At 55.5% G+C, this 13,821-nt stretch carries 10 protein-coding genes and 1 tRNA gene; 7 read left to right on the forward strand and 4 right to left on the reverse strand.

The window, feature by feature from the left end; translation table 11 throughout:
- Positions 1-21 precede the first annotated feature (21 nt).
- The 7 genes from HRF49_04075 to HRF49_04105 all read left to right on the forward strand — a co-directional run bounded on the left by HRF49_04075 (position 22) and on the right by HRF49_04105 (position 8,064).
- Positions 22-480: a hydrogenase iron-sulfur subunit gene (locus tag HRF49_04075; protein ID MEP0813829.1), complete on the forward strand. Its 459-nt coding sequence runs from the start codon at positions 22-24 to the stop codon at positions 478-480.
- A gap of 9 nt (positions 481-489) precedes the next feature.
- Complete coding sequence (locus HRF49_04080) at positions 490-1,488, forward strand: oxidoreductase (protein MEP0813830.1); 999 nt, start codon at positions 490-492, stop codon at positions 1,486-1,488.
- Entirely contained in the window at positions 1,485-2,966 is a 1,482-nt protein-coding gene (locus HRF49_04085; protein MEP0813831.1) for a Ni/Fe hydrogenase subunit alpha, read from the forward strand. Before HRF49_04080 ends, HRF49_04085 begins: the two co-directional genes overlap by 4 nt.
- Before the next feature lie 25 nt (positions 2,967-2,991).
- Positions 2,992-3,477, forward strand: coding sequence for a hydrogenase maturation protease (locus HRF49_04090; protein ID MEP0813832.1), 486 nt, complete (start codon positions 2,992-2,994; stop codon positions 3,475-3,477).
- A gap of 72 nt (positions 3,478-3,549) precedes the next feature.
- Positions 3,550-3,621, forward strand: a tRNA-Met gene (locus HRF49_04095).
- 40 nt (positions 3,622-3,661) lie between these two features.
- Entirely contained in the window at positions 3,662-5,464 is a 1,803-nt protein-coding gene (tilS, locus tag HRF49_04100) for a tRNA lysidine(34) synthetase TilS (protein ID MEP0813833.1), read from the forward strand.
- 32 nt (positions 5,465-5,496) lie between these two features.
- Complete coding sequence (locus HRF49_04105; protein ID MEP0813834.1) at positions 5,497-8,064, forward strand: prolyl oligopeptidase family serine peptidase; 2,568 nt, start codon at positions 5,497-5,499, stop codon at positions 8,062-8,064.
- On the opposite strand, the gene HRF49_04110 is transcribed toward HRF49_04105, so the two are convergent.
- The 4 genes from HRF49_04110 to HRF49_04125 all read right to left on the reverse strand — a co-directional run bounded on the left by HRF49_04110 (position 8,013) and on the right by HRF49_04125 (position 13,767).
- Positions 8,013-9,323, reverse strand: coding sequence for a glycosyltransferase family 4 protein (locus HRF49_04110; GenBank protein MEP0813835.1), 1,311 nt, complete (start codon positions 9,321-9,323; stop codon positions 8,013-8,015). The genes HRF49_04105 and HRF49_04110 overlap by 52 nt on opposite strands.
- Positions 9,320-10,642, reverse strand: a complete 1,323-nt coding sequence (locus tag HRF49_04115; protein ID MEP0813836.1) for an FAD-dependent oxidoreductase — start codon at positions 10,640-10,642, stop codon at positions 9,320-9,322. The genes HRF49_04110 and HRF49_04115 overlap by 4 nt, the downstream gene beginning before the upstream one ends.
- Entirely contained in the window at positions 10,639-11,739 is a 1,101-nt protein-coding gene (locus tag HRF49_04120) for an undecaprenyl/decaprenyl-phosphate alpha-N-acetylglucosaminyl 1-phosphate transferase (protein MEP0813837.1), read from the reverse strand. Before HRF49_04120 ends, HRF49_04115 begins: the two co-directional genes overlap by 4 nt.
- A 165-nt stretch (positions 11,740-11,904) precedes the next feature.
- On the reverse strand, positions 11,905-13,767 hold the full coding sequence (locus tag HRF49_04125; GenBank protein MEP0813838.1) for an MBL fold metallo-hydrolase: 1,863 nt from the start codon (positions 13,765-13,767) through the stop codon (positions 11,905-11,907).
- Between the last annotated feature and the right edge of the window lie 54 nt (positions 13,768-13,821).

The following is a 13,821-nucleotide window of genomic DNA, read 5'->3' on the forward strand; positions in this document are numbered from 1 at the left end:
AAAATGCCGACTCTTGAAGTGATGAATGCCGAGCCGAAAAACGCAAGCGACATTACGGGCCGGTTCGAGCCGAAAATAGTCGCGTTTCTCTGTCTTTGGTGCAGCTACACTGGCGCGGATCTGGCCGGCACCGCGCGCATGAAGTACCCGCCCAACGTTGTGCCGATTCGCGTGATGTGCAGCGGGCGGATCGATCCGGAGTTCATCTTTAAGGCGTTCGCCGAAGGCGCGGACGGCGTTGCCGTGTGCGGATGCCATCCCGGCGACTGCCACTATATCGAAGGCAATTTCAAAACCATGGCGCGCATGCCCATAGTAAGCAAGTATCTGCAGCAGATGGGCATCGAACCGGAGCGCTTCCGCCTTGAATGGATCAGCGCCGCCGAAGGCGAGAAGTTCATGAATTTCGCAACCGAAATGACGGATGAGGTGCGCAGGCTGGGGCCGCTCAACTGGAAGGCCACGGTAAACGCGAAGTAGGAGATCGATATGGCAAAGCTCAAACTTGGACTTTACTGGGCTGCAAGCTGCGGAGGATGCGAAATCGCGGTTCTTGAAATCGGCGATCGGATACTCACCCTTTTGGAGCATGCGGACGTCGTTTTCTGGCCGTGCGTGGCGGATTTCAAGTACAAGGACGTACAGGCCTACGACGACGGATACATGGACGTCTGCCTGTTCAACGGAGCCATTAGGAACTCCGAAGGAGAAGAAGTCGCGCAACTGCTGCGCAAAAAATCCAAGGTGCTTGTCGCATTCGGAAGCTGCGCCACGAAAGGGTGCATCCCGGCGCTTGCCAATCTTTATGGCAGGCAGGAGCTTTTGGACCGCGCATATCTGGAGTGCGAAAGCGTGGATAATCCCCAGAAGATTTTTCCCCAGACCGAAACCGCGGTTGCTGAAGGTAAATTGCACTTGCCCGAGTTCTACACGACGGTGCGGACGTTGGCCGACGTCGTGCCGGTTGATTATTTCCTTCCTGGTTGCCCGCCGGTCGCCGACAGAATCTGGGACGTCGTGCTGGCGATCGTCGGGGGCAATCTCCCTTCAGCCGGCAGCGTTGTAGGCGTAGGGGACAAGGCGGTGTGCGACGAGTGCAAGCGGGAAAAACGCCAAGTCAAGATTACCAAATTTCACCGCCCGCACGAAATAATACCCGAGCCGGACTGGTGTTTGCTTGAGCAAGGCATTTTGTGCATGGGGCCGGCGACGCGCAGCGGATGCGGGGCATTGTGCCTGAACGCCGACATGCCCTGCCGCGGCTGTTACGGCCCGACAGCGAACGAAGAAGATCAAGGCGCGGCGATGATGGGAGCCATCGGTTCGATTATCGACGCGAAGGATGACGACGCGGCGAAAGCGATAATCGACGGCCTGCCCGATCCCGCGGGATACTTTTACAGGTTCGGCATGTCCAAAAGTACGCTGCTACGCAGAAAATTGCGCAACAACGGCAAGCGGGAGGTTAAGATCGAGGTGCTAAAGTGAAAAAAGTCAGCATCGATCCCGTGACCAGGCTTGAAGGCCACGGCAAAATAGAGATTTTCCTCAACGACGACGGCAGCGTTGCGAACGCGTACCTGCAAATTCCGGAGTTGCGCGGCTTCGAGAAATTCGCCGAGGGCAGGCCGGTCGAGGAACTTCCCCGCATCACTCCGCGTATTTGCGGCGTATGCCCGGAAGCGCATATGATGGCTTCCGCGAAGGCGTGCGACGCGGTGTATCACGTCGAGCTGCCGTCCACCGCAAAGAAGCTGCGCGAGCTTCAATATTCCGCTTTTTATATTGGCGATCACACAACGCACTTTTACGCGCTGGGAGGCCCGGACTTCGTAATGGGGCCGGATGCGGACCCTGCCGTGCGGAACATCATCGGCGTCATCGGCAAGGTCGGAGTCGAAATCGGCAAGCAGGTCATCCAATGCCGAATCTGGTGCCACGAAGTTGCAAAAATCCTGGGCGGCAAGCCGGTCACTCCGATAAACGCAATCCCCGGCGGAATGAGCAAGGGGTTGAACGCGGAAGAAGCCGCGCGCGTCCGCGAAATCGCGGACTTTTGCGTGGGTTTCGCGGAATTCACGCTCAAGATCGTCCACGACGTCGTCCTTGCGAATAAAGCGTATGTGGATTTGATTCTATCCGATCCTTACACGCACGCAACGTACAACATGGGTCTGGTGGACGAAAACAACCACACGAATTTCTACGACGGCAAGGTGCGCGTAGTCGGGCCGGACGGCAAGGAGCACTGCAAATACGAGCCGAAGGATTACCTCAATTGGGTGGCGGAGCACGTCGAGCCGTGGAGCTATCTAAAGTTTCCGTTCCTCAAACAGATCGGCTGGAAGGGATTCACGGACGGGCTTGACAGCGGAGTATACAAGGCGACACCGCTTTCGCGAATCAACACGAGCGACGGGATGGCCACGCCCAAAGCGCAGGAGGCGTACGAGGAGTTTTACGATGTACTTACGGGCGACCGGTCCGGCAAGAAAAAGGTCAACCAGACGCTTGCAACCCACTGGGCGCGCGTCGTCGAGATAATGTACGCTGCGGAAAGGTTCCGAGAGCTCGCATACGACGAGGAGATTACTGGCCCGAATTTCCGCGTCATTCCCACCGAGAAACCTGACGAAGGCGTCGGCATAGTCGAGGCGCCGCGCGGCACCCTGACTCACCACTATTGGACGGACGAGCGCGGCATCGTGAAAAAAGCCAACCTGATCGTGGGTACGACGAACAACAACGCACCCATTGCGATGAGCATCAAGAAGGCCGCGCAAGGTTTGATTCGGGCGGGCAGGGAAATAACCGAGCCGATGCTGAATATGATCGAAATGGCTTTCCGTGCGTATGATCCCTGCTTCGGGTGCGCTACTCACAGCCTGCCGGGGAAAATGCCGCTTGTGGTAACGCTGCGCGACCAGTCCACGGGCGAAGTAATCCGGCGGATCGAGAGGCTATAGCAGCGCGTCGTGATAACCTGAGCTGATGGCGCGCACAATAATCGTCGGACTCGGCAACGACATTCTCTCGGACGATGCTGCGGGCATCCACGTCGCGCGAAGGCTCGCGCCATTACTTAAGGAAACGCGTGGTGTAGCGGTCGTCGAAGCTACGGTCGGCGGAATCAGGCTGATCGAGCTTCTTTCGGGATTCGACCATGCGGTCATCGTGGACGCCATTGTCCGTGAAAACGAGGCGCCGGGAACGATCCTGCGGTTTACCATGTGCGATTTTTCGCCGACTACGCGAACCGGCGCGTTGCACGACATTGACCTGCCTACCGCACTGGAGATGGCAATGCGCATCGGCATGTCAATTCCTCACGAAATTGAGTTGATCGCGATTGTTGCGTCGGACGTTTTGACAGTCAGCGAGGAAATGTGCCCCGAGGTCGAGGCCGCGGTAAATAAGGTTGTATCGGGATTGGCGGACAGATTCGCCTCCTGGTCGGCTGGTAACCGGCTGAAGTAAATTTCCGCACTATCCCCAGCCAGGCACCGGATATTGCCGCAACAGCCGCGAACGAGTAAAATCTTTGTCCCCGGCGGGATAGCTCAGTGGTAGAGCAAACGGCTCATAATCGTTAGGTCACGGGTTCGAATCCCGTTCCCGCTAGTTTTTGCCCATCCAATTAATTTGAATGTAAAATTGCCGCGTGCCAAAACCCACTATCGATTTTGAGTTTCTTGCCAGATTAGTATTCGACTCGCTTCCAAATAACCCGCCTGGATTGATAATCATCGGCTATAGCGGCGGCCCGGATTCAACAGCTTTGCTGTACGCCTGCGCACGACTGCGTGACAAATGGGAAAAATTCACCGACCGAGGAATGCCCAAGCCCGATTTCGTCGCGGCGCATCTAGACCACGGATTGAGACCTGAATCAGGTGCGGATGCACAGCACTGCAAAAAAGCGGCGGAAGCGCTCGGATTCGAATTCGAACTGGGAAAAACCGACTTGAAGCTTTACCACCGGCCGTCGAAAGGCGGCAAGGAAACGGACGCAAGAAACGCGAGGCGTGTCTTTTGGCTGGATGTAATTCGGCGGCGAACCGCCGTCGCAGAAGGAGGGTTTCATCTCGATACCGACGAAAACGAATTAAAAGAACTCCTTGAAGATTTCGACGAGGACGAAATAGGCGGCGAAGGCTGCGTCGCAGTTCTGCTTGCGCATACCTTAAACGATCAGGCCGAAACGGTTTTAATGAACATTGCGCGCGGCGCGGGATACAGGGGCGCTTCGGGAATGCGCAAATGCAGTTTCCTAGCGCAATTCACTAAATCAGCCGGCTGCCACGCGGTGGATACGGTTACGGCGCATATCGTGCGCCCGTTTCTGGAATTGCGGCGCGAGCAAATCGAATCCCTGCTACGCAACGACGGAATTGAATATTTGGTAGATAGCACAAATGACGATCCGGAATACGGCCCGCGGAACAAAATCAGGCTGAATGTTCTCCCCGCGCTTGAATCCGCTTATCCGCAAATTTACGAATCGCTGGGCGGATTTGCCGAATCCATGCGCGAAAAACTTGAGGAAATCGAAGAGCGGGCGGCGGATTTCGTGGAGCGACACGCAAAGGAGTTTATGTATTATTACCCGGAGTTTTTCATACCGGGAAAGAGGTTCATTAAAGGCAAATTAATTGAAAAGGAGTTCTTGAAAAGCCTTCCCGCTCCGGTCAGGGCGGAGGTTTTTTATCGAATTTTCAAATCGGAAAAACTGAAATTCGGATACCGGAAAATGGCGGAAATAAACGCGTTGCTGTCCGCGCCCGCGGGTCGATTTGGCCCGGAGCGGATTGAATCCACAAAATCGCATTTATTTATCCCTTTCCTCGGCGCCGAGTTGGATTGGATTGAAATCCGCAATCCGAGGGACAGCTTCTTTTTCAACGGCGGGGATGTTTTTTCACTGCTCAAACCCGGGAAGCCGAAATTGCTTGAATCCGCTTCGGGCACTGTTCTGGCAGATATAATCCGGAAAAATAAAAGCGACCACTTTCAAGCACCGAATTACAAATTCATTCACGGCAAGTCCGGAAATGAAGAAGGGCCGATGGGGGTTGTCAGGACTTATGAGGGGGACGACTACAAACGGAAAATCAGGGCGCTGTTTGAATTCGAAAAGTTCAATCGCAACCCCGTACTCGTCGCTCCCGTCGGGGAGGCCGTTCCGCCCTTAAGATTCGTACCCGTAGGCGGACTTACAATTCCATTGCAGGGAAAAGGGCGCGGACACAAGGATCTCCGCCAACATTACATCGAGGCAGGTGTTCCACCGAGCGTGATTGACGAGATAAGAGTTCTCGCCGATTCACAGGGGCAGCTTTTGTGGTGTCCGGCGGCGGGTTCGTACCGAAAAAGCGTTGACTGGAGATGCGCGGCGAACGCCTCCAAGCTCGTGCTGCTTTTGGTGTTCCTTGATCAGAGATTCCCAAAGCCAGACAGCCTCTAGAGCTATAATCACTCCCCCTTCACGGAGGCATTATGAAACGTCGTCTGCGCTTCGCCTTGATTCATTTCCGCCGCCCATCGGCCGCCGTAATGCGGCTTGTGGTTATTTCGTTTGCGGCATGCTTTCTGGCCGCCTTGCCCGCTTACGCCGATCCCGCGCCTTCAGCCGAGCACAAGCGCCCGTTGACGCTGGATGCCGCGTTCGGCAAGCCGTACATCAACGGGCAGCTTCCCGGCACAATTCACATATCGCCAGACGACAAGTGGATCGCATGCACCTGGGCGGACGACGCGCGCGGCTACACCGAAATATGGCTGTTCTCCCCCGGAGGCGAAACCAGGCGAAAGCTGACCGAAACCAAGGAAAAGCGCCGGGCCGAGCTTATCAAGGAAAACGAAGAGATCGAAGACGAAGACGACAGGCTGACTGACGATGAAATAACCGAAAAGCTTGAACGCGAAAGAAATTTCGGCCAGCTTGAATGGGACCCCGATGGAAGAGGACTTTGGTTCGTCTATCGAGGCGACCTGATGCGAATAGACGCATTCCCGGAAGGCGGCGCGATACCGCCTATGGAAAAAATATTGCACACCGGAAGCTGGGTGGGAGCGATAAAATTCAGCGAGGATGGCCGGTATCTGGGCATCGGCCTCGCTGGCGAAATCTGGATTCGAAACCAAAAAACCGGCGCGCTTTGGCAGCTCACCACCGACGCGGCGGGCACCAAAACCAACGACGGGCTGTATTGGAGCAAGTCCGGGCGCTATCTGGCATTTACACAAAGCGACTGGAGCAATACCCGTACTACGTACATGGCGGACTTCATCGCTGAAAACGTAAATCCAATCCCGCTGGTGAGGCCGCGGCCGGGGGATTACATCGGCACGACGAAATTTGGAATAATAGATTTGGAAACCGAGGAGAAAGGCCAGCCCAAGGTCAAACTAATCGAAACCGACGGCCAGGACGAAAGTTACTCGCACGATATGGCCTGGGCGCCGGACGAGGATAGGCTGCTTTTGTGCAAAATTGACAAGTCGGTGCAGACCTGGTCGGTTTGGGAATTGATCGACTTCGCGGAGGGCAAGGCCGTCAAGGTGTTTTCATACACCGACAAGCCGTGGTTCAACGACGCGTATCACGCGCTTTTTTGGGGACCCGGCAGGAATAGTTTCGTGACCCTGTTGGAGCGCACGGGCTGGTCGCACGCGTACTACGTCGATTTCGGCAAAAAACTGGAGGACGAACGTTCGAAATACGAGGCCGAAAAAAAGAAGAAAGAAGAGGAAAAGGCAAAAAAGAATAAGGGACAGCTTGATGCTCTCAAAAATCCATTCCCAGGTCAAAACGGCGAATCGGACGATGGCAAAGACTTCGGCGCGGGCGGTGAATCCGAACCGCCATCCGGCGAGAATGAAGTCGAAACGGAAGAGTGGTTTCCGGAACCCGTTCAACTCACGTTCGGCGAATACGAGGTTACATGGCTGGAAGTGCTTGACGACCGCACGACCGCTTACATACTGACAAGCGTTGACGGCCCTGCGCGCCGCTCTATTGAAAAGCTCGATATACTTTCGGGAGGCCGCAGGCGCATTTCAACAAAGCAGGGGTTCTGGAGTTTTGGAGGGGCTTGGGGCGAGGGAATCCGTATTTCCGATTCGGGTAAAACCGCGGTCGCATACGGAAGCGAAGCCGGACGTCCGGCATCTCTGTATTACGTTAATCTGGAATCGGCTCACTTTTCGCTTGTGCATGACCCCCGCCCCCCGGAGTGGGGACAATGGAACTGGATACTCCCGGAGCCCGTAGAATACACTAACACAGAATTTCCCGGAAAGGTTCACGCGTATTTGTACCTGCCGCCGTATCACAAGGCCGGCGACAAGCGCCCCGTGGTGATATACATTCATGGTGCGGGCTATGCGCAGGATTGCATCGAGCGTCTGTCGTGGCTGGACGCGATGCACATTTACATGGCTGACACTCTTGGATACGCCGTGCTGGTCGTGGACTACCGAGGTTCAAGCGGGTACGGCAGGAAATGGCGCGTCGACGTGGCTGGAAGGCTTGGCGAACTCGAGGATTCGGACGCGCGCGCGGGTCTAGCTTATTTGGAACGAAGCGGAATTCTTGATACAGAAAAAGCCGGCATTTGGGGCTGGAGCTATGGCGGCTTCCAAACCAACATGAGCATGCTGCGCTCGCCGGGTGTGTGGAAAGCCGGCGTGGCAATGGCCGCGGTCAACGACTGGGCAAATTACAACCACTGGTACAGCACCCAGCGGCTAGGCGATCCCAAAGACAACAAAGAAGCGTATAAAAAAAGCGCTACGATCACGTACGCGGACGGCCTTGCGGGCAATCTGCTGATGGTTCACGGAATGATGGACGACAACGTGATGGTGCAGGATTTCATGCTGCTCGCAGACGAGTTGATAAACAAGGGGAAAAACTTCGACATGTTCGTTTTCCCCGAAGACAGCCACGGAATAAACACGACGCAGCGGATGATTTACTTTGCAAAGCTAACTGCGGGTTACTTCGAAGATCATTTCGGAAGGGGACCCGGCGCGCCCGCGGCGGCGCATTTCGCGGATTGAATCGCTCCATTTAGAAGCCCTTTTTCGAGCAGCAACTCGAAATAAACCGACTCGATCCGCTCGACCATTTTCATCGCATCCCATTCCGGATAGACCATCGCGCGTCCCTGTTCCCCCAATTTCGCGCGAAGAACGGGATCGCCCGCAAGAAGGCAAAGTTTTTTTGCGAAGTCGTCTGTGTTGCCCGGAAGCACAAGGAAACCCGTCTGGCCGTTGATGCACGCTTCGGGGATGCCGTCCACCGCGTTCATCACCATCGGTTTGCGGCACCACATGGCCTGCGCGCAAACTTGTGGAAGCCCCTCGTGGAAAGTCGTGAGCGTCACCACATCCGCCGCCGAAATGTACGGCTCGATGTCCTTTTGCCAACCGGTCAAGATGAAATTCTTCTCGAGATTAAGCTCTCTTATTTTAGCCTCGACAAGCGGGCGCTGCACCCCGTCGCCAACAATTACGAATTTGGCATTCGGCACAACAGGAACTACCTTTGCGGCGACTTCGACCAGTCCGAGATTGTTTTTCCCCGGCTTGAAGCTGTTGACCTGGCTGACCACGAAATCATCGGGCGAAATGCCAAGCTTTTCGCGCATTGCGGGTCCGCTCGAGCACCCTCCCCCGGCCTCGAAAAGATTGAAGTCGATTCCGCTGCGGATTGTCGTGTACTGATTGCGCTTGCCGATGCCCGCTCGCAATCCTTTTTCGATGTCGGCCTTGGATACCGTGATTATTTTGTCTGTGAAATGCGCGCAAATCCGCTCCGGAACCGTGTATATAAAGTTCTTTGTTGCGCTTTGAAATCTATGAAAAGGCCAGCCATGAACGGTGTGTATGATTATCGGGACGCGCGCGTTGCGTGCCGCCCACCTGCCCGCGATGCCGGCTTTTGAGGAATGAGTGTGCACGATGTCCGGCTTGATTCGGGAAAGCATCGAGGTCAATTGCCGCACGGTGGCCAAGTCAGCAATCGGTCTTATTTCCCGCCCCATTTGAGGAACGATCAGCAGTTCCATATCGGGGATGGCCTGGGCTTCTCCGTTGAGCATCCCGAGATTGTTGGTGATCAGGAAAACTTCGTATCGCTCGCGGTCATGATTCTTCACCGTAAACAAGGTATTGCGCTGGGCGCCTCCAAGCTCAAGCTGCGTGATTATGTGCACAACCTTGAACTTGCGCTTGAGTTTCAGTTTGCCGTTGCGCGCGACAACCTGCCCGGGCTCATCCCGGGACTTTTCGAGTAACGATGCCGTGTCACCGCTCAAGATTCCTTGCTCCCCGCGATCCGGCAAGCCGCATCGCGTCCGTCCAGGATCGCCTGCTCCATTGTGGAGTAAGACCAAGTCCCGTACCGGCCGATGCTCATTATACCGCTTTCGTTCAGAAACCGGAACACGGAATCGAGTGCGCTCGCTCTGTTTCTATCAAAAATCACATAAGCGTACGGAAGGTCGAGAACCCTTTCCACCAGTATTTCGTCATCGGCAGTGAGCAATCCTATGCGCCGCAAACCATCCAGCGTTTGCTCCGCAACAGTTGCTTGTGAAATTGGCTTATATTCGCTATAGCTTATCTCGGCGCAAAGGCTGAAATGTCCTTTGGCTGGAGTCATTGAATCAGCCAGATTCGAAGGCAATCCGACGCGATGGAATACCAGATCCTCGCCGGGAGTGTAATACCAATGCGTGCCTTCCCGCAGGCCATCGGGCTCACCTCGCACTCCGTAGTTGATGCTGTAAATCCCTGCAACTTTGAGTTTAGAGGCCGCCAACCGCACTTCAGGCGGCGCGCCTTCGCCCATCATCTCGACGAGCACGGTCACCGGCAATGTGGAAATCAGCGTTCCGTAATCAATCCAATCTCCGCCCGCATAAACGCGCTTGCCAACGATGTCGATTTTTTCAATCCGCGTGTTCAACTTCGGTGGCGCTATATGAGGAAGGAATCCCCGCGCGAGCACTTCGATCCCGCCCGATTTCGAATACCAAAACTGCGCGTTGTATCCGATTTTCGCCGATGGGGGACGGATGGCTCCGTCAATCGCCGCCTCGACAGAAGGTTCCGGCACGAATCCGCCCATCCAATCGCAAGTCATCTCCCGCGGATGTACGGTCCACATTTTTTCGTTGTAAGGATACATAAACCATTTGGCTACGCCCTCACCGCAGCTTTTCAGTATCCAATCCTCGAACGATTCGATTCTATCGATGCCGCTTTCGTATTTCGCCTTGATAATCCCAAGCAGGCATTCCTTGATCACGTCCGGCGGCAGGCCGAAAGTGTTCACTTGAATCGGATAGTCCGTCACGGCATCTCCGATTATTATTTTGCTTGACCTGTCCTGCAAAAACATCTCGTCGCCGCAAAGCTTTTGCATGAGCTTAAGCATGTAATCGCTTTTGATATGCAGAAGGTGGCCGGTGTAATCGAACGTGAATCCCGCGATTCGCTCGCTTCTTACGAGTCCGCCAGGACGCGACTCCGCTTCCAGAAGCAAATAATCGCCTTTGCCCGCTTGCTCCAAGTGATATGCGGCAGATAACCCAGCCAGGCCGGCGCCCGCGATTAAAACCGGACCGCTCAACACCTGTCTCCGGAAACGCCGCCGTTTTTCTCTACGTATTCAACGGGCACCGGCACGTCCACGGCTACGCAAAGCGCGTGCCCGAATCCGACAAATGACAATGCGATCGCGGCGAAAACTAACAAAAAGTAAATCGGTTCAAGTTCCTGCATCACTATTGCGAATACCGAAAGCGCGGCGGCCATAGCGTAAATATAGTCAACGGTCAGTCTACGGTCTATTCCGAGCGCAATCATCCTGAGAGCGAAATGATCCTTGCTTCCCGCTAGGGGGCTCATCCCCTTTTTCCGGCGAAGGTACATAACATAAAGCGTGTCGAATATGGGAATCGCCAGCACTACAAGCGGTGTGAAAACCGCAACCGGATTGGTTGCGCCTTGCGTGTAAAGCATACCCAGTCCGGCCAGCATGAATCCCAAAAACGTGCTTCCCGCATCCCCCATGAAAATTTTGGCGGGGTGATAATTGTAACGGAGAAAACCCAGCGCGGCGCCTGCGACCGCAAGCCCGCCCAGAACTACCAGCCCGCCCTGCCCTGAAAGCGAAGACATAATGCTTAAGGTAACGGCGGCGAATACTGCCACCCCTGCAGCGAATCCGTCGAGGATATCTATTATGTTGAACGCGTTGATAATCCCCACAAAGGTGAATACGCTAAGAAAGTACGTCAAAGCGTAATAAGGCCAGCCTTCCAATCCAAATGAATGCAGAAACGGAAGCTCCATTCTAAGCCCCGTCGCGGCGGCCAATATCGAAATCCCAATTTGGAAGAACAGCCGGTGCGATACTTCCGCGGTCTTGATATCGTCAATGAGTCCCGCGACTAAGACCGAAGTACCGCACACGACCAATCCAAGAAACGACGGCGAGGGCAGAATGATACCAAGCGCTGCGAGCAGAGCGAGCGGCAAGATCGCGCCAAGAAATATGGGGATTCCGCCGAGATAGGGAACTATCCGCGAGTGGGTCTTAATCGAGGAATTCGGTTTGTCAACTATCTTCAGCTTCCGAGCGATTTTCGCGGCAAGAGGTGTAGCGGCTAGCGCCACAGCGAGACCCAAAGACAACGCCAGCACGGATGCCGGATCAAAAAGCACGATTGGAAGACTCCTTACTCCCTTTCGGAAATCAAGAAATAAAGAACCTGCGCGGCGGTTCCGACGCCTTGTTCTCCGACCGGGAGTGCCTATTATACCCATCGAAAAGCATGATGGGTTTATCCAATCAAAAGGAAATTTCCGGGTACCAGTTACGCTTGCCGGCTAATCCAATTCGGACAACACTTTGCGCCTGTACTTTCGAGCCAATTCCTCGAGCGCGATTCCAAATTCCACAAGATCCCCCGATGCCGACTCGCCCTTGACAGCGTCGGTAGAGACGTTAGAAGCCGTCGCTTCGTATCCCTGCACGATTGCGTAAACCAGCGGCAAAACTTTGTCAAGGGCGTCATCCCAAACAACCGCCGCGCTTTGCTCCGGCGGCAGCGGAAGCGATGGATCCGCAAGCCAAGAAGGAAGTTCCGCACCGATTTCGCTAATGACGAACTTCGCATCGTTAACCTCCTTGTCGAGCCAACGAAGATATCGAGAAATCCTGTTTTGCGCGCTGTCACCCGGATGCGCGGGGCCAGCGAGCGCGAACGCGGGCGCGGCCCGCGGCGCGGGCGCGGGCTCTGCCGCCGGCTCTTTCGCCGCGGGAGCCACCCGAACCGACCTGGTGAACGGAAGCGTAACGGTCTCGTCCTCTTCGGCGACATGGCATGAAATCCCAAGTCCCTCGACCTTTGTTTTCAGCACGGCCGCGGCATCCGGCTCGCCATGAACCAGGTAGACGTTGCGCGGCGGCTCTTCCATCGCTTCGAGCCAACCCAGCAGGCCCGCCTGATCCGCGTGCGCGGAAAAACCGCCGATTTCCGCGATCCTCGCCTTGACTTTCACCACTTCGCCGAAAAGCGTTACTTCCTTCGCCCCTTCCTTCAACATCCTCCCTAGCGTTCCGTGAGCCTGGTAGCCGACGAAAAGCACTGACGCTTTTTTATCCGCCAGGTGATTCGCCAGATGGTGCCTGATACGGCCGGCGGTGCACATGCCCGACGCCGCGATGATAATCCGCGGCTCGCGCATGAAGTTAAGCTCTTTGGATTCATCCACGCCTTCGGTGAACCGCAGCCATGGCGCGTGGAACGGATTGACGCCGCGGCCAAGCATGGCGGCCATTTCGCGGTCGAAACACTCGGGGTGCGATTCGAGGATAGCCGTCGCCTTTGATGCGAGCGGCGAATCTACGAAAACAGGAAACTCCGGCCATCGCGGATTTTCCTTGCGCAACTCCGCGAGCATGTACAGAAGCTGCTGCGTTCTCCCGACGGCGAAAGCGGGGATTATCAGCGGACCGCCGGAGTCCAAAATCCGCTCGATTTCGTCCGCCAAAAGCCTTTTTCTGTCATCCAAATTTTCATGCAGCCTGTCGCCGTACGTACTTTCCATAAGCAGGTAATCAGCACGTTCGAACGGCTTCGGATCTTTCAAAATCACGCTGCCCGGTTGGCCTATGTCCCCGGACGCGACGATGCGCGCCCCGCCGTGAGCAGTTCTAACCGTCAGTTCCACCGATGAACTTCCGAGAATATGTCCCGCGTCGCGGAACCGCGCGCATATGTGCCGCGACAGCTCAAACGGCTCCTCGTATTCGGCGGTTTTAAACAACCGCATCGCCCGCATCACGTCATCCGCGGTATACAGAGCGGCGCTCTGCACGCGATCGCGCTCGACGTTCCTCTTCCGTGAATACTCTGCGTCGCGCTCCTGAATGTGCGCGGAGTCAAGCAGCAAAATTTCGGCAAGCTCACGCGTCGCGGGAGTACAGAGAATGGTGCCGTTGAAACCGAGCCTGACAAAACGCGGAACTAGGCCGATGTGGTCTATGTGCGCGTGCGTAAGCACTAGAAAATCCACATCGGAAGGGGCGACGCCGAAACCCAGGAAATTGCGCTGTTCTATTTCGCGCGGCCCCTGGAACATCCCGCAATCCACCATCACCTTGCCGACGCCCGTGTTGAACAGGTGCGAGCTGCCGGTGACCGTCCCAGCCGCACCCATAAACGATAGCCTGATTGAGCTTGACATAGCGCCGGATTGTACCAAGGATTTTCCCGGCCGATTCGCCTATGGCAACAAAAT

Source organism: bacterium (assembly GCA_039961635.1).
Lineage (GTDB): Bacteria > 4484-113 > 4484-113 > JAGGVC01 > JAGGVC01 > JABRWB01.